The sequence below is a fragment of the Panacagrimonas perspica genome (genome assembly GCF_004364935.1).
Classification (GTDB): Bacteria; Pseudomonadota; Gammaproteobacteria; order Nevskiales; family Nevskiaceae; genus Panacagrimonas; species Panacagrimonas perspica.
On sequence record NZ_SOBT01000008.1, the window covers coordinates 1,880,531 to 1,896,915 of the forward strand.

The following is a 16,385-nucleotide window of genomic DNA, read 5'->3' on the forward strand; positions in this document are numbered from 1 at the left end:
TTCGTCCGGGCTACGAAAAGGCTACTGCGCCGTGATCCCCGCGCGGCTGCCGCGCAGCACGAACTTCTGGATCTTGCCGGTGGCCGTCTTGGGCAGCTCGTTCACGAAGTGGAACGCAGTCGGCACCTTGAAGTGCGCGAGGTTCTCGCGGCAGAACGCCTTGAGTTCCTCCGGCGTGGCGGTCTTGCCCGCATGCGCCACGATGAACGCGTTCGGCGACTCGCCCCACTTCTCGTGCGGCATGCCCACCACGGCGACCTCGAGCACGGCCGGATGGCGCAGCAGCGCGCCCTCGACCTCGATCGACGAGATGTTCTCGCCTCCCGAGATGATCACGTCCTTGAAGCGGTCGCGAATCTCGATGTAGCCGTCGGGATAGACGATGGCCGCGTCGCCGGAATGGAACCAGCCGCCGGCGAAGGCTTTGGCCGTCGCCTCGGGATCGTTGTAGTAACCCTTCATGACGACGTTGCCGCGCGCCACGATCTCGCCGAGCGTCGCGCCGTCGTGCGGCACCGGCTTCATCTCTTCGTCGACGACGTCGAGCTCGCCCGAGGTGATCAGCTCCACGCCCTGGCGCGACTTGATCTTCGCGCGCTCGCCAGCGCTCAGCTCGGCGTGAGCCGACAGCGGCTCGCAGATCGAGATGAACGGCGCGGTCTCCGTCAGGCCGTAGACCTGCGTGATGTCCCAGCCCAGCTCGCCTTCCATGCGCTCGATGGTGGCGGCGGCCGGCGGTGCACCGGCGGTGAACACCTTCACACCGCGGCGCACGGCCTTGCGCTTCTCCTCGGGGCCGTTGGCGATGGCGATCAGCACCGTGGGAGCGGCGCACAGATGCGTCACCTGCTCCTTGTTGATCGCCTCGTAGATCAGCGCCGCCTCGACCTTGGGCAGGCAGACGTGCGTGGCGCCAACGGCGGTGATCGTCCACGTGAACGTCCAGCCATTGGCGTGGAACATCGGCAGCGTCCACAGGTAACGGTCCGACGGCACCATGTTCCAGTGCACCAGCACGCCGACCGAATTGGTCCAGGCATTGCGGTGCGTGATCATCACGCCCTTGGGACGCGACGTCGTGCCGCTGGTGTAGTTGATCGTCAGCAGGTCGGTTTCGGCCAGCTCGTGCTTCGGGAAATCCGGTGAGGCGGCCGCCAGAAGCGCCTCGTAATCCAGCCAGCCTTCCTTCTTGCCGCCGATGCCGACGAAGTGCTCGACCGTCTTCATCTGGCTGCGCACGCTGTCGACCAGCCCGAAATAGTCCGGGTGTACGCACAGCACCTTGCAGCCGCTATGGCTGGCGAGATAGATGAAGTCGTCCGCCGTCAGGCGGTAGTTCATCGGCACCAGCACGGCGCCGAGCTGCGGCACCGCGTAGTACTGCTCGAGATGTTCGTGCGTGTTCGGCGCGATCGTGCCCACACGATCGCCCGGCTTCACGCCCAGCTTGGCCAGCGCCGACGACCAGCGGTCGCAACGGTCACCGAACTGCGTGTAGGTCAGGCGCAGCGCGCCGTCGACCACCGCCTCGCGCTGCGGATGCAGCTTGCGGGCACGGCGGAAGAAGTCCAGCGGGCTCAGGATCGTTTCCATCTTGCGGTCTCCTCCGCGATTTCATGTTCGTCCGTCTTCGACCGACGGCTCAGGTCAGCCTAGAGACGGGGCTCAGGCTTATCAACTACTCGGACGAGCAGGATTTTTTTTCTGTGCGCTCACTCGGTACCGCGCAGCAGGTGCTTGCGCACCTTGCCGGTCGGCGTACGCGGCAGATTGGCGACCCAGGTGAAGGTGCTGGGCACCTTGAACGGTGCGAGCTGCTCGCGCGCGAAGCTGCGCATCTCGTCCTCGCCGGGCTGCGCGCCGCCCTCTTCCTGCGACACCAGGAAGGCGTGCGCGGACTCGCCGAGCTGCGCGTGCGGCATGCCCACCACGGCGGCCTCGCGCACGGCCGGATGTCGCGACAACGCTTCCTCCACCTCGATCGTGGAGATCAGCTCGTCGCCGCTGATGATGATGTCCTTGAACCGGTCGCGGATCTCGACGGTGCCGTCCGGATGCATGACGGCCGCGTCACCGGTGTGGAACCAGCCGCCGGCGAAGGCGCGGGCGCTGGCCTCGGGCTCGCGGTAGTAACCCTGCATGACGATGCCGCCGCGTACGACGATCTCGCCCAGTGTCGCGCCGTCCCACGGCACTTCCTGGCCTTCCTCGTCCATCACGCGGATCTCGCCGGACGTGATCAGTTCGGTGCCCTGGCGCAGCTTCACGTGCGCGCGCTGCGCCAGCGGCAGGTTCACGTCGGCGGGCGACAGTTCGCGGACCGCGATGAAGGGAGAGGTCTCGGTCAGCCCGTAGGCGTGCGTCACTTCCCAGCCGAGCCGGTGTTCGATGCGCTCGATGGTGGCCGCGTTGGGCGATGCGCCGGCAGTGAGCACGCGCACGTTCTTCGGCAACTGCCGGCGCCGCGACTCCGGCACGTTGGCCATCGCGATCAGCGCGGTCTTGCCCGCGCACATCATCGTGACGTGCTCGCGGCGCGTCAGGTCGCACAGGTGGGCGGTACTGGTGTGGCGCGTGCAGACGTGCGTTGCACCTGCTGCGGTCACGGTCCAGACGAAGCCCCAGCCGTTGGCGTGGAACAGCGACATCAGCCAGAGGTAGCGGTCTTCGGCGCTCATCGGCCAGTGCAGCAGGCTGCCGACGCTGTTCAGCCAGATGTTGCGGTGCGTGAGCATCGCGCCACGCGGCTGCACCGTCGTACCGCTGGTGTAGTTGATCGAGATCAGGTCGTTCTCGCCGATCTCGACCGCCGGCACCGTGCCGTCGTTCTGCTGCAGCAGGGTTTCGTAGTCGAGCCATCCCGCCGGGGGCGCCTCGTCGAATGCGACGAAGTGCTGCACGTCGCCGAGCTGGCCGCGAACGCTCTCCACCAGTTCGACGTACTCGCGGCTCACGCACACGATCACGGCGCCGCAATGACGGATCAGCGATGCGAAATCGTCCGCGGTGAGACCCGCGTGGATCGGCACGATCACGGCGCCGATCTGCGGCACGGCGAAGAACTGCTCGATGTGCGCATGCGTGCTGGGCGCGACCGTCGCGATGCGATCGCCCCGCGTGACGCCCAGCGCCGCCCAGGCCGCCGAGGCCCTATCGCAGCGGTCGAAGAACTGCGCGTAGGTGAACCGGCGATCACCATCCACGACCGCCTCGCGCTGCGCATGGATCCGGCGCGTGCGGCGTGCGAAGGACAGCGGCGATTGCGCGATCTCGATGCGCGCGCGCTGCTCCTCGACTCGCGGCGCCGGGGCGGGCGCCGTCTCGGGCCGCCATTCGCCGGACAGCGCGACCGCGTGCGTCCGGCCGACGGCGCCGAGCTTCCCGTAGATGTTCTTGAGGTGGTACTTGACCGTCTGCTCGGAGATCGCGATGGCACGCGCGATCTGCTTGTTCGACAGGCCGGAGCGCAGCAATTCGAGGACGCGCGATTCGCGCGGGGTCAGCGGTTCGTTGGAAGTCTGCGCCATGTGGCCGTCAGCATGCAGCAGCGCTCTAAAAAGGACGAGCGTTCACCGGTCGAATCGAAGCTTCGCTTCCGCCGGCGTCGAAGGATCGGGGTCGGCGGATCAGCTCGCGCGGGGATCGAAACCCTCGAACAGCCGGGCCAGCGCCTCGTAGGCACCGCGCTCGGTGTCGTCGCGCGGAACCGGCGTGACGATGCGCAGGCTCACCGTCTGGTCGCCAGGCGTGGCACCCGGCAGGCCGCGGCCCTTGAGCCGCAGCTTCTTGCCGGACTGCGTTCCGGCCGGCACGTTGAGCTCCACCACTCCGCCCAGGGTCGGCACCGGAACCTTGGCGCCGAGCGCCGCTTCCCACGGCGCCAGGTTGACGGTGACCTTGATGTCCTTGCCCTCGGCCTTGAACTGCGGGTGCTCGGCGAAATCGATCTCGAGCATCAGGTCGGACCCGCGCGGCCCCTGCTCGGCCAGCCGGATCGACTGGCCGGAGACGATGCCCTTGGGCACCTTGACGTTCAGCGTGCGGCCGTCGGCCAGGCTCACCTGGCGCGTGCCGCCGTTGAAGGAATCCTCGAGCGTGATCTCGATCTTCGCGCGCGCAGGGGCCGGGCGCTGCTGGAAGCGGTCGTCGTCGTCCTCGAACTGGAACCCGCCCCGCCCGCCACCGCCCATGCCCGCGCCACCAGCGCCGAACAATGTCGAGAAGAAGTCGGAGAAGCCCGCGCCGCCGGGGCCTCCCGGCCCGCCCGGGCCGCCGAAGCCGCGATGGTTCCATCCCGGCGGCGGCGTGAAGCCCGAGCCGTTCTTCCAGTTGGCGCCCAGCGTGTCGTAGGCCTTGCGCTTCTCGGGGTCCGACAGGACCTCGTTGGCCTCGTTGGCTTCCTTGAACTTCTCTTCGGCGCCCTTGGCCTTGTTCTTGTCCGGGTGGAATTCGCGCGCGAGCTTGCGGTAGGCCTTCTTGATCTCGTCGGCGGACGCCGAGCGGCTCACACCCAGAATCTTGTAGTAATCCTTGTATTCCATGGAGGTCATCAAAACGAAAAAAGCGGGGCGCTCTACGCGCCCCGCCAGACTACCTGCTTTGCCGCCGGCGAAGCAGCGCGACGGGCCGGAACCGCACCGCTCTCCGGCGTACGCGCGGCGCGTCAGTGCGTCACGGCGATGCGGCGCGGCTGGACCTGAGGGCGCTTGGGAATGACCACTTCGAGCACGCCGTGCTTACCGCTGGCGCTGACCGAATCGGAATCTACGGTGTCCGGCAACGTGAAGCGGCGATGGAAGCGCCCGTTGGCGCGTTCGACGCGGCGATGCTCCGGCGCGTTGGCCTCGACGACGGCCTGCTCGCGTGCCCCCGACAAGGTCAGCACACCCTTGTCCAGCGTGACCTCGACGCTCGCCGGATCGATGCCGGGCACGTCCGCCCGCAGCACGAAACGATCGCTGTACTCGTCGATGTCGACGGCCGGCGACCACTGCGCCGTGGCGCCGGTCGAGGCGTCGTCGTCGGCACCCGTGCGGTCGAACACGCGGTTCACTTCGCGAAGCAATTCCCGATGCAACGCCCACGGCTGCTGATAACGAACAATCATGTCTGTCTCCTGGTTTTCAAGTTCCGCGGCCCGTTGCCGCATGACTGAAAACTAGGGTTATCGAGCTCTCTTTCAAGAGTTCGCGATCGACGTTTCTCATCGATTCGCCACCGACACCGTAGCCCGGGTGAAACCCGGGATTCCCCTCGATAACGGAGAGAAGCCCCGGGTTTCACCCGGGCTACGGAGGCTACGTTGTGGGCGAAATTTTTATGAAGTGTTCGCGGTAGTACTTGAGCTCGGCCACCGAGTCGCGGATATCGTCGAGTGCCAGGTGCGTGGAGTTCTTCGTGTAGCCCTTGGCGATCTCCGGCGTCCAGCGCCTGCACAACTCCTTGAGCGTCGAGACGTCGAGATTGCGGTAATGGAAGAAGCGTTCGAGCTCGGGCATCCAGCGCGCGAGAAAACGGCGGTCCTGGCAGATCGAGTTTCCGCAGATCGGCGACTTGCCCGGCGGCACCCATTTCGACAGGAACGCGATCGTGCGCGCCTGCGCCTCGCGCTCGTCGAGCTTGCTGTCGCGCACGCGCTGCGTGAGTCCCGAGCCGCCGTGCTGGCGCGTGTTCCATTCGTCCATCGCGGCAAGCTCGGCATCGGACTGGTGGATCGCGAGCATCGGCCCTTCGGCCAGCAGGTTCAGTTGCGAGTCGGTGACCAGCGTCGCGATCTCGATGATCCGGTGGCGCTCGGGCACCAGGCCCGTCATCTCCAGATCGATCCAGATGAGATTGTCTTCATGTACGGCCATGGCGACTGATTCGGAAGGCAAAGGAGGCGCATCGTAAACACGTCGCCCTTCAGAGCGAAGCGGATAAGCTCGTGCCGACGAAAGCGGGCGCGCGCCCTACAAGGGATCGGCGTCCCGATTCGGGAAGCTTTCAACGCAGAGGCGCAAAGATCGCAAAGGAAAAACCTGTTCGATATTTCTGTCTTTGCGATCTTTGCGCCTCTGCGTTGAAGGCTTCCCAGGTACCCAGTCTTTCGGCTTCGTTGAAGAATCCATACCGCGCGATGACCAAGCCCAAACCGCACTTCTCCACGCTCTGCATCCACGCCGGCCAGGCGCCGGATCCGGTGACCGGCGCCGTGATGCCGCCGATCTCGCAGTCCTCCACGTACGTGCAGGACTCGCCCGGCGTGCACAAGGGCTTCGAGTATTCGCGCTCGCACAATCCGACGCGCTTCGCGTGGGAACGCTGTGTCGCCGCACTCGAATCCGGCACGCGCGCCTGGGCCTTCGCGTCGGGCATGGCGGCTTCGTCCACCGTGCTCGAACTGCTCGATGCGGGCAGCCACGTGATCGCCAGCGAAGACATCTACGGCGGCAGCTATCGCCTGTTCGAGAAGGTGCGCGCGCGCACTGCGGGACACACCTTCAGCTACGTCGACCTGCGCGATCCGCAGAACCTCGTGCGGGCGATCCGCCCGAACACGCGGCTGGTCTGGGTGGAGACGCCGACCAACCCGATGCTGCGACTGGCCGATCTCTCGGCGATCGCCGCGCTGGCGCACGCGCACGGCCTGCTGTGCGTGGCCGACAACACCTTCGCCAGTCCTTTCCTGCAGCGGCCGATCGAGCACGGCTTCGACCTGGTGATGCACTCGGCCACGAAATACCTCAACGGGCATTCGGACATGGTCGGGGGCGTCGTCGTTGCTGGCGACAACAAGGAAGTGGCCGACCGCATGCGCTTCCTGCAGAACGCCGTCGGCAGCGTCGCCGGGCCGTTCGACGCGTACCTGGCGCTGCGCGGCGTGAAGACCTTGGCGCTGCGGATGCGCCGGCACTGCGACAGCGCGCTCGAACTCGCCGGCTGGCTGGAGCGGCACCCGAAGGTCGATCGCGTGCATTACCCCGGCCTGGCCTCGCATCCCCAGCACGCACTGGCCCTCGCGCAGATGCCGCAGGGTTTCGGCGGCATGGTCACCATCGAGCTGAAGGCCGATCTCGCCGGCAGCCGCCGCTTCCTGGAAGCCACCGAGCTGTTCGCGCTGGCCGAGTCGCTCGGCGGCGTCGAGAGCCTGATCGAGCACCCAGCGATCATGACCCACGCCAGCATCCCGGCCGCCGAGCGTGCCAAGGTGGGCATCACCGACAACCTGTGCCGGCTGTCGGTGGGCATCGAGGACGTGGACGATCTGCGTGCCGACCTCGACCATGCGCTGGCGCAGGTCTGAAGCAGATATAAATCGTTCACCGGGCGTGACCCCTTTTCAGGCCTCCGTCCGTTCTCATACCGAAGCCGCCGAATTTCCTTCGAGGATGTCCCGCATGAACGTCCGTCTTCTCGCCCTTGCCCTGGCCGCCACGCTCGTCTCGGCGATGGCCGTTGCCGGCCCGCTGCCCAGCCGCGACGTCCCGGAGCCGCTCAAGCCCTGGATTCCCTGGGTGCTGCAGGGCCAGGAGGCGCGCTTCTGCCCGCCGGTCCACGACAACGGCGGACAGCGCCTGTGTCTGTGGCCCTCGCAGCTCGCGCTGGACCTGACGGCCGAAGGCGGCAAGTTCGAGATGCGCGCCACCACGCTCGCGCCCGGCTGGGTGAGCCTGCCCGGCGACGGTCCGCGCTGGCCGCAGGACGTCAGCGTCGACGGCCGCAGCGCCGCCGTGCTGGATCGCCAGGGCTTTCCCGCGCTGTGGCTGGAGCCCGGCCAGCACCAGGTGCAGGGCCGCTTCAGCTGGGCCGCGCTGCCCGAGTCGCTGCGCGTGCCGCCGGATAGCGGCCTGGTGGACCTGAAGCTCAACGGCCGTGCGCTGTCGCATCCGCAGCGCGACGAGCAGCAGCAGCTCTGGCTCGGCCGTCGCGCGGCCACCGCCGATGCCCAGGCCGAGCGCCTCAACCTGCGCGTGTTCCGCCTGATCGACGACGACATCCCGCTCACGGTCACCACGCAGATCGAGATCGACGTGGGCGGCGACGTGCGCGAGGAAACCATCGGGCCGGTGATGCTGCCGGGCCTGGTCCCGCTGTCGATCGCCGGCGATCTGCCGGCGCGCCTGGAAGACGACGGCCGCCTGCGCGTGCAGCTCAGGCCCGGCCTGTGGCGGCTGACCGTCGTCGCGCGCTCGACCGCGCCGGTGACGCAACTCACCGCGGCGCCCGCACACGAACAGTGGGCCGAGCAGGAGATCTGGTCGCTGCAAGCGCATCACGAGTTGCGCGTCATCGAACCCTCGGGTGTGGCGCCGACGGATCCGCGCCAGGTCGGCGTTCCCGCCGAATGGCAGGGCCTGCCGGCGTTCCTCGTGGAACCGGCCGGCACGCTCAAGCTCACCGAGACGCAGCGCGGCAGCCCGGACCTGACGCCCGACGAGCTGCAGCTCAATCGCCAGCTCTGGCTGGATTTCGACGGCGACGGCTTCACGGTGCAGGACCAGCTCAGCGGGCGCCTGGCGCGTACCTGGCGCCTCGAGGCGCAGAACCCGATCTCGCTCGGCCGCGTACAGGTCGACAACGAGCCGCAGCTGATCACCAAGCACGGTGAAGGCACCGGCGTGGAAGTGCGCCACGGCGCGCTGAACCTGAGCGCCGACAGCCGCATCGAGGACGGCGCCCGCACGATTCCAGCCGGCGGCTGGAACACCGACCTGCAAGGCATCCAGACCACGCTGCACCTGCCGCCGGCGTGGCGGCTGATCGCCGCGCCCGGCGTCGACAACGTGCCGGACACCTGGCTGTCGCGCTGGAGCTTGCTCGATCTGTTCCTGGTGCTGATCGCATCGATCGCCGCGCTGCGCCTGTTCGGCCGCACCACCGCGGCGCTGACCCTGCTCACGCTCGCGCTGACCTGGCACGAGCCCGGCGCGCCGCGCTGGGCCTGGCTGAACCTGGTCGCCGCCATCGCGCTGCTGCGTGCGCTGCCCGCCTCGTTCGACGGCACCGGCCGCCTGCGCAAGCTGCTGTTCGGCTACCAGTGGATCGCGGCCGGCATCCTGGCGCTGATCGCGCTGCCGTTCGCGGTGCAGCAGGCGCGCATCAGCCTGTATCCGCAGCTGGAGAACGAATACGGCTTCGCCAGCTACGACGCCTACAACAACGTCGGCGCGGGTGGCATGGCCAACCAGGAGGCGAGCCAGGACATGCAGGAGGCGTACGCGGTCGCCGAGCAGGCGATGCCGGCGGCGGCACCGATGATGGAAGCGCCTCCGCCCGAGCCCGAATACTCCGCGCGCGCGGCCGGCAAGGCGCTGATGTCCAAGTCCGCCAACGCGGTCTACAACGTGTCGCAGGCCTCGATCCAGAAGCTCGATCCGAACGTGCTGACGCAGACCGGTCCCGGCCTGCCGGGCTGGACCTGGCGCCAGGCGACGTTGAGCTGGTCGGGCCCGGTGACGGCGGACCAGACGTTCCGCCTGTGGCTGATGCCGCCGTTCCTGACACGCACGTTCGGCTGGCTGTCGATCGCGCTGATCGCCCTGCTCGCACTGCGCTGGCTGCAGATCACGCCGCGCCTGCCGCGGCTGCCGGGGCGCGCCGCAACCCGCGCCGCGATGCTGTTCGCGATCGCCGCCGCTGGCGGGACCGGGCTTCTGATGCCGACGCCGGCCCCGGCGCAGGACAACATCGCGCCCAGCCCGATGATGCCGCCGCTGCCACCCACGCCGCCGGTGCTCGACGAGCTGCGCAACCGCCTCACCGCGCCGCCCGACTGCCTGCCGAGCTGCGCGAGCTGGTCGCGCATGCAGGTGGCCGTCGCCGCCGGCGAGCGCCTGGTCGTGCGGCTGGTCGCCGAGGCCGCGGTGGATACCGCGCTGCCGTTGCCGGTGCCGCCGCTTGCGGCCGGCCAGAGCCGCGTCTGGCAGCCGCAGTCGGTGCTGCTCGACGAGCGCAACGCCGACCTGCTGCGTGACAGCGCCGGCGTGCTGTGGCTGCGCGTCCCGCAGGGCCGTCATTCGATCGTCGTCAGCGGCGATCTGACCGGTTTCGGCCAGCTGCAGTTGCCGACCTCGCTCGCGCCCAAGCAGGCCAGCGTCGAGGCGCCGGGCTGGCTGGTGACCGGCATCGATGCGCAGGGCCGTCCCGGCAGCGTCGTCGACCTGATCCGCGAACGTCGCGAGGAAGAGACGGCGGGCGCCGTTCCCGCCGACGGCGGAACGCAGCAACTGCCGCCGCTGTTGCGGCTGACGCGCACGCTGCAGCTCGGGCTGGTCTGGGGCGCGGAGTCCACGCTGTCGCGCTTCGGCAATGCGCAGGGCGCGTCGATCGTCAACTTGCCGGCGCTGCCAGGCGAGACCGTCACCGGCGAATCGGTGCGTGTCGTCGGCGGCAAGATCCAGGCGAGCTTCGCGCCGGGACAGACGCAGGTGTCGTGGTCCTCGCGCCTGGCGATCGTCTCCGACCTCAAGCTCAAGGCCAGCGACGCAACCGACCTGGTCGAGACCTGGCGCTTCGACGTGAGCCCGCTGTGGCACGTCGACTTCGACGGCCTCGCCGCCGTCAGCAACCAGGAAGGCGACTGGCGCCTCGCCACGTTCCGGCCCTGGCCGGGCGAGGAAGTCGGCGCGCACGTCGTGCGTCCCGCCGCCGTGCAGGGACAAGTGATGACGCTGGACTCGGCGACGCTCACGGTGCAGCCGGGTGCACGCGCCACCGACTACACGTTCGCGCTGTCGATGCGGGCGAGCCAGGGCGGCCAGCACGTCATCAAGCTGCCGGCCGGGTTGAGCCTGCAGGGACTCGAGATCGACGGCCAGGCGCAGCCGGCGCGGCTCGAAGGCGACCGCGTGATCCTGCCGCTGCGTCCGGGCGCGCAGGCCATCTCGCTGAGCCTGCGCGCCGACGAAGGACTGAAGACGTTCACGTCGACGGCTGCGCTCGAACCGGGAACGCCCGGCGTGAACGCGCGCATCAACGTGCAGCTGCCCGGCGACCAGTGGGTGCTGCTCGTCGGCGGTCCCGCACTGGGGCCCGCCGTGCTGTTCTGGGGCGTGCTCGCGGTGATGCTGGTCGTGGCGGTGGCGCTGGGCAAGGTCGGCCTGACGCCGCTCAAGGGCCTGCAGTGGGCCCTGCTGATGATCGGCCTGTCGCAGATCAACATCCTCGGCGCCGCCGTGGTCGCCGGCTGGCTGTTCGCGCTGGCGCTGCGTCCGCGCGTCCCCGAGAGCTGGAGTGCCGGGCGCTTCAACTTCATGCAGGTCGTGCTCGCCCTCTGGACGCTGATTGCGCTGTCGACGCTGGCCGGCGCCGTTGCGCAGGGCCTGCTCGGCACGCCGGACATGCAGATCGCCGGCAACGGATCGAGCGCGCAGGACCTGCGCTGGTATCAGGACCGCTTCGACACCGCCATGCCCGGCGCCTGGGTGCTGTCGATCTCGATCTGGTTCTATCGCGGCCTGATGCTGATCTGGGCGCTGTGGCTCGCCAACAGCCTGCTGAACTGGCTGCGCTGGGGCTGGGACCAGTACTCGTCGGGCGGGCTGTGGCGCAAGAAGCCGGTCGTCGTCGTGCCGGTCGCCCAGCCTGCCGAGTCCACGATCGCTCCGGGTGGAGGACCCGCCTCGTGACGAAGAAGGCGCTGACCGATCGCCGCTGCATTCCCTGCGAAGGCGGCGTGCCGCCGCTGGATGCGAGCGCGACGGCGAAGCTGATGAAGCGGGTGAACGCGCGGTGGAAGCTGATCAACGAGGGCAAGGCGCTGCGCGCCTCTTTCACGTTCAAGAACTACTACCACACGACCGCCTTCGTGAACGCCGTGGCCTACATCGCGCACCGCGAGGATCACCATCCGGATATCGCGTTCGGCTACAAGAGCTGCACCGTCGAGTACTGGACGCATGCGGTGGATGGACTCACCGAGAACGACTTCATCTGTGCAGCGAAGATCGATGCGCTGAGAGACGAGTGACGTCGCCGCTCCCGTAGCCCGGACGAAGTCCGGGGTTCGCTTCGTTCCGCGAGGGGGATCCCGGACTTCGTCCGGGCTACGGGGCGGTGTCGGGCACGGCGGCCGGCACGGGCTTTCCCGCCGCCAGCGCATCGAGCGCCGCGACCATCTGCTCGTCACTCGACGTGGAGCGCAATTCCCCGACCTTCTCGCGCTGGCGATTGATCAGCAGCAGCACGCCCGTCCCCTTGTTCGCGAAGTAGATCGGGCCGACGCCCAGATCCTGGGCGCGCTGGCGCGAGTGGACCTTGCGCTCGTCGTTGGTCATGTCGAAGCGCTCGAACTCGATGCGGTCCGCGTACTTCGGAATCAGCGGGTCGAGGCGCGGAATGATCTGCTTGCAGTTGTAGCACCAGTCCGCGTACACGAGGATCGCGTAGGGCTTGCTCAGCGGCTCGCCCTTCTGGGCCTGCGCCCAACCGCCCGACAGCAGGCACCACGCCAGCATCGCGACGCATCCCGCTGCCCTGAGTCGAAGCCTCTTCATCAGGCCGGCGTGCGCCCCGACAGCGCGTGCGTCAGCGTGCCGCCGTCGACGTACTCGAGTTCCCCGCCCATCGGCACGCCGTGCGCGATGCGCGACACCTTCACCTTCGCGGCCTTGGCCATCTCGGCCAGGTAGTAGGCCGTGGCCTCGCCTTCGACGGTGGGATTGGTGGCGACGATCATCTCCTGCACGTCGCCTTCCAGAAGGACTTCCTGCAGCACGGACAGCCCCAGTTCCGCAGGGCCGATGCCATCGAGCGGCGACAGCCGTCCCATCAGCACGAAGTAGCGGCCGCGATACGACGTGCCCGCCTCCAGCGCCATCAGATCGGCCGGCGTCTCCACCACGCAGAGCTGACCGCCGGCGCGACGGGCCGGCGTGCAGTAGCGGCAGGCCTCGTCCTCGCAGAACATGCGGCAGGTCTTGCAGCGTCCGATGCCGCCGAGGGCATCGCCGAGCGCCGCGGCCAGCTTCTCGGCAGCGGCGCGGTCGCGATCCAGCAGATGAAAGGCCATGCGCTGCGCGGACTTCGGCCCGACACCGGGCAACTTGCGCAGCGCCTCGATCAGGCGCGACAGACGAGGTGAGTAATTGTTCATGCGACACCGATTCTACCGGCGATGAGCATCGAACCCACGTGGCTGATCGCCGCGCTGTGCGGCTTCGCGTTCCTGGCAGGATTTCTCGACGCGGTCGTCGGCGGTGGCGGCCTGATCCAGGTGCCTGCGCTGCTGATCCTGATGCCGGATACCGCCATCGCAACCTTGCTGGGCACCAACAAGTGCGTCTCGATCTTCGGTACGTCGGCGGCGGTGTGGCAGTACTCGCGCCACGTCACGCTGCCCTGGCCCGCGATCCTGCCGACAGCGCTGACGGCGCTGCTGTTCGGCTACGCGGGTGCGGCCACGGTCAGTCATCTTCATCCGGACGCGCTGCGCCCGCTGATCCTGGCGGTGCTCGTGCTGGTGCTGATGTACACGTTGTGGCGAAAGGACTTCGGCGCCTTGCACGCCCCGCGACTCGGGCAGATCGCACAGGTCGCCGCGGGCCTGGCCACCGGCGCCGTGATCGGCTTCTACGACGGCTTCTTCGGACCGGGCACCGGAAGTTTCCTGGTGCTCGCGTTCGTCGCGCTGTTCGGATTCTCGTTCCTGCACGCGTCGGCGGCCGCCAAGATCGTCAATGCCGTCACCAATCTCGCCGCCATCGCCTACTTCGTGCCGCGCGGCCACGTGATCCCCTCGCTGGCCCTGCCGATGGCCGCGTGCAATCTCGCCGGCGGACTGATCGGCTCGCGCCTGGCGATACGCCGCGGCAGCGGCTTCGTGCGCGTGCTGTTCCTCGTCGTTGTCGGTTTGCTGATCCTGCGCTTCGCGTTCGACGTGTTCGGCGCGGCGTAGCCGGATTCGCCTTCTGAAAAAAGGCTTTTGACGCAAAGGGCGCGAAGGAAAAGAAAGGACGCAAAGGATTTCGAAGTGAAGAACGCGTGCTCGTTTTCCGAATGCGCGCTACTGACCTTGAAGAACAAAAAAAGCGCCGCTCGAAAGCGGCGCTTTGTCATCGCATCAGAAGAACCCGGTCGCCCGGGTCCTCGCCTGCATCAGATACCGATCACGCCACCGTCGTTCTTGGTGATGACGATCGTCGACGAACGCGGCCGGGCGTTTGCATTGCCCAGGTACTGGTTGCCCGGCCAGTGGCTGCCGAACGTCGCAGGATCGTTGAACGTGGCCTGCTTCTCTTCGCCCGGATGCTGGATGTTGACGAACAGCGTCTTGCCATCCGGCGTGGAATCGATGCCGGTGATTTCGCACTCCTTGCAGCCGACCAGGAAGCGACGCAGATTGCTCGTCGTCGCCGCCTTGCCGACCTTGGTCGTGACGACGCGCGTCTCGCCGCCCGCTGCCGTACCGGTCACCGTCCGCGTCGCGCCGTCGCCGACGGTGCCCGGGACCGCGGCCAGCATCATGCAGTTGGTCACATCGGTGTACGCGCCGTCATCGGTCTGGATCCACAGCAGTCCGGTGGCGGCATTGCCCTGCCGTCCGAACCACAGGCCATCGGGGCTGGAGAAATCGTTGTCGGCGACCAGTCCGGAGATGTTGACGTTCGTATCGACGGAGGCCGCTCGCGCACCGAACAGATAGAGGTCCCACTGGAACGTCGTGGCTGCGGCCAGATCACCCGTCTCGCGCCAGCGGATGATGTGACCGTTGGGGTTGCCGCGCTGGGCCGTCGCGCCCTTCGGGTCGTTGTAGACACGAGGATTGGCCGGGTCGGAAAGCGCAGCGGTGCCGGTCGGCGTGCCGGTGGCCAGACGGCCGGCGGCGTTGTTGTTGGTCAGCGTGATGTAGACCTCGCCGGTCAGCGGATTCACCGCGCCCCACTCCGGACGATCCATGCGCGTAGCGCCGGCGGTATCCGCCGCGATGCGCGTATCCAGCGCGCCCGCCACGCCCGCCAGCGGCAGCCAGGTGCCGCTGCCGTCCGCGTTGAAGCGCGCGACGTACAGCGTGCCGGCGTCCATGTACTTGCTGCCGATCGCCATGCGATCGGTGCCTAGCGTCTGCGCGGCCGTGCCGTCCGCCGCATCCCACAGCGCGGTCGAGACGAACTTGTAGATGTAGTCGCCGCGGTTGTCGTCGCCCATGTAGAACACGACCGGACGTCCGGCCACGACCGGACCGGGCCAGCAACCTTCGTGCGCGAAGCGGCCGAGCGCGGTGCGCTTGCGCGGCACGGCGGTCGGGTTGTACGGATCTATCTCGACGACGAAGCCGAACTGGTTGATGACGTTGCGGAAGTCGTCCGCCGCCGTCGCGCCCTTGACCGACGTGTCCCAGCGCTGGAACTCATCGCCGGCTCCGGCGGTGTTCCAGTTCAGGCGCGACAGCGCATTCTCGGGGCTGCCGTAGCGGTTCAGCGACGCGACTTCGCCCGCACGGGTCCGCTTCGCGTTGTCGCCCGCCGCGCGTGCGAAATAGCCCACCCAGTTCTCTTCGCAGGTCAGATACGTGCCCCAGGGCGTGTGGCCGTTGGCGCAGTTGTTGACCGTGCCCTGCGTCTGCGTGCCACCCGGCGAGAACTTGGTGAACATCGCCGCGTTGCCACGCAGCGGGCCGGAGATTTCCATCAGCGTGGCGGCCGTGACGCGACGATTGAACGTCGAGTTGCGGTTCACCGACCAGTTGGCGCCGGTCTTGTTGACCTCGATCACCGAGACGCCGTGGTGATTGATCTCCTTGATGCACTCGTCCGGCACGGTGCGCGTGGCGACACCGCCGACGACGGTGGTCGTCGCGCCGCTCGCGTGGACGTAGAGATTGTTGACGCCGGTGGCGGTGTTGAACGGGTTCGGCGCCTCGTGGTTCATCGCCAGGATGCCGCGCTCGCTGGCCGTCAGGCTGGGCGTGCCGGTCCCGCTCAGACCGAAGTAGTACATGCCGTCGTGATGATCACCGGCGCGCGACGTGTAGGACGCGCCCGTTTCGCTGCCGTCGCCGGCCCAGTTCGGCACCGTGTTGTTGATCGGGTCGCCCAGCGAATAGAGCAGGCTCGCGGTGTACCCGGCCGGGACCGTGATCTGGTCGAGCAGGTTCTTCGACACCGCGGTGAAGGCCAGCGTCGGCGCGACCGGCGTGCCCGGGCCGTCGTCGTCGCCGTTGTTGCTGTCGCTGCACCCCACGAGCGCCACGCCGCCGAACATCGTGGCGATGGCGGCTCCGAACCCGCCCTTCAGCAAATCTCTTCGGGCATATCGTCTTTCGAGTACCGACTCGAACGTCGAATCATCGAGAGGCTGGATCTGGTTCGGGTTGTGCGTGCTCATGTGCGTCCTTGCGTTTGGGGCTGGGAATAGCCACGGGACGCTAGAGCGCAAATATTTCCGACTGCTGACATTTGCGTGAC

Annotated in this window: 12 protein-coding genes; 4 read left to right on the forward strand and 8 right to left on the reverse strand. The window is 67.9% G+C overall.

Annotation, left to right across the window (positions count from 1 at the left end; translation table 11 throughout):
* Positions 1-21 precede the first annotated feature (21 nt).
* The 5 genes from DFR24_RS08545 to orn form a co-directional block, all read right to left on the reverse strand.
* Positions 22-1,593 (reverse strand): long-chain-fatty-acid--CoA ligase, encoded by a 1,572-nt coding sequence (locus DFR24_RS08545; RefSeq protein ID WP_133880851.1) that lies wholly within the window; start codon positions 1,591-1,593, stop codon positions 22-24.
* 119 nt (positions 1,594-1,712) lie between these two features.
* A complete protein-coding gene (locus DFR24_RS08550; protein ID WP_133880852.1) occupies positions 1,713-3,527 on the reverse strand; it encodes an AMP-binding protein in 1,815 nt (604 codons plus the stop codon).
* Positions 3,528-3,626: 99 nt separating this feature from the next.
* The gene (locus DFR24_RS08555) at positions 3,627-4,541 is read right to left on the reverse strand and encodes a DnaJ C-terminal domain-containing protein (protein ID WP_133880853.1); all 915 of its coding nucleotides are present in this window, start codon (positions 4,539-4,541) and stop codon (positions 3,627-3,629) included.
* Between the two features lie 122 nt (positions 4,542-4,663).
* On the reverse strand, positions 4,664-5,107 hold the full coding sequence (locus tag DFR24_RS08560) for an Hsp20/alpha crystallin family protein (protein ID WP_133880854.1): 444 nt from the start codon (positions 5,105-5,107) through the stop codon (positions 4,664-4,666).
* Between the two features lie 190 nt (positions 5,108-5,297).
* Positions 5,298-5,855 (reverse strand): oligoribonuclease, encoded by a 558-nt coding sequence (orn, locus tag DFR24_RS08565; protein ID WP_133880855.1) that lies wholly within the window; start codon positions 5,853-5,855, stop codon positions 5,298-5,300.
* A gap of 263 nt (positions 5,856-6,118) precedes the next feature.
* On the opposite strand from orn, the gene DFR24_RS08570 reads away from it, so the two are divergent.
* The 3 genes from DFR24_RS08570 (at position 6,119) to DFR24_RS08580 (ending at position 11,950) form a co-directional block, all read left to right on the forward strand.
* Positions 6,119-7,285 carry a trans-sulfuration enzyme family protein gene (locus DFR24_RS08570; protein WP_133880856.1) on the forward strand — a complete coding sequence of 389 codons (1,167 nt, stop codon included), beginning with the start codon at positions 6,119-6,121 and terminating at the stop codon, positions 7,283-7,285.
* 94 nt (positions 7,286-7,379) lie between these two features.
* Positions 7,380-11,609, forward strand: coding sequence for a hypothetical protein (locus tag DFR24_RS08575; protein ID WP_133880857.1), 4,230 nt, complete (start codon positions 7,380-7,382; stop codon positions 11,607-11,609).
* Positions 11,606-11,950 (forward strand): 4a-hydroxytetrahydrobiopterin dehydratase, encoded by a 345-nt coding sequence (locus DFR24_RS08580; RefSeq protein ID WP_210772280.1) that lies wholly within the window; start codon positions 11,606-11,608, stop codon positions 11,948-11,950. The genes DFR24_RS08575 and DFR24_RS08580 overlap by 4 nt, the downstream gene beginning before the upstream one ends.
* 76 nt (positions 11,951-12,026) lie before the next feature.
* Here DFR24_RS08580 and DFR24_RS08585 read toward each other — a convergent pair whose 3' ends face one another.
* A complete protein-coding gene (locus DFR24_RS08585; RefSeq protein WP_133880858.1) occupies positions 12,027-12,476 on the reverse strand; it encodes a thioredoxin domain-containing protein in 450 nt (149 codons plus the stop codon).
* Positions 12,476-13,075, reverse strand: a complete 600-nt coding sequence (gene recR / locus DFR24_RS08590) for a recombination mediator RecR (protein WP_133880859.1) — start codon at positions 13,073-13,075, stop codon at positions 12,476-12,478. Before recR ends, DFR24_RS08585 begins: the two co-directional genes overlap by 1 nt.
* Before the next feature lie 21 nt (positions 13,076-13,096).
* Between recR and DFR24_RS08595 the strand changes: the two genes are divergently transcribed.
* Positions 13,097-13,876, forward strand: a complete 780-nt coding sequence (locus DFR24_RS08595; protein WP_133880860.1) for a sulfite exporter TauE/SafE family protein — start codon at positions 13,097-13,099, stop codon at positions 13,874-13,876.
* Between the two features lie 200 nt (positions 13,877-14,076).
* Here the strand turns inward: DFR24_RS08595 and DFR24_RS08600 are convergent, their stop codons facing one another.
* A complete protein-coding gene (locus DFR24_RS08600) occupies positions 14,077-16,305 on the reverse strand; it encodes a PhoX family protein (RefSeq protein WP_133880861.1) in 2,229 nt (742 codons plus the stop codon).
* Between the last annotated feature and the right edge of the window lie 80 nt (positions 16,306-16,385).

Coding starts and splice junctions, on each gene's coding strand:
- DFR24_RS08595 (WP_133880860.1), top strand. CDS start 13,097: ATGAGCATCGAACCCACGTGGCTGATCGCCGCGCTGTGCGGCTTCGCG.
- orn (WP_133880855.1), bottom strand. CDS start 5,855: ATGGCCGTACATGAAGACAATCTCATCTGGATCGATCTGGAGATGACG.
- DFR24_RS08545 (WP_133880851.1), bottom strand. CDS start 1,593: ATGGAAACGATCCTGAGCCCGCTGGACTTCTTCCGCCGTGCCCGCAAG.
- DFR24_RS08560 (WP_133880854.1), bottom strand. CDS start 5,107: ATGATTGTTCGTTATCAGCAGCCGTGGGCGTTGCATCGGGAATTGCTT.
- DFR24_RS08575 (WP_133880857.1), top strand. CDS start 7,380: ATGAACGTCCGTCTTCTCGCCCTTGCCCTGGCCGCCACGCTCGTCTCG.
- DFR24_RS08600 (WP_133880861.1), bottom strand. CDS start 16,305: ATGAGCACGCACAACCCGAACCAGATCCAGCCTCTCGATGATTCGACG.
- DFR24_RS08550 (WP_133880852.1), bottom strand. CDS start 3,527: ATGGCGCAGACTTCCAACGAACCGCTGACCCCGCGCGAATCGCGCGTC.
- DFR24_RS08570 (WP_133880856.1), top strand. CDS start 6,119: ATGACCAAGCCCAAACCGCACTTCTCCACGCTCTGCATCCACGCCGGC.
- DFR24_RS08555 (WP_133880853.1), bottom strand. CDS start 4,541: ATGGAATACAAGGATTACTACAAGATTCTGGGTGTGAGCCGCTCGGCG.
- DFR24_RS08585 (WP_133880858.1), bottom strand. CDS start 12,476: ATGAAGAGGCTTCGACTCAGGGCAGCGGGATGCGTCGCGATGCTGGCG.
- recR (WP_133880859.1), bottom strand. CDS start 13,075: ATGAACAATTACTCACCTCGTCTGTCGCGCCTGATCGAGGCGCTGCGC.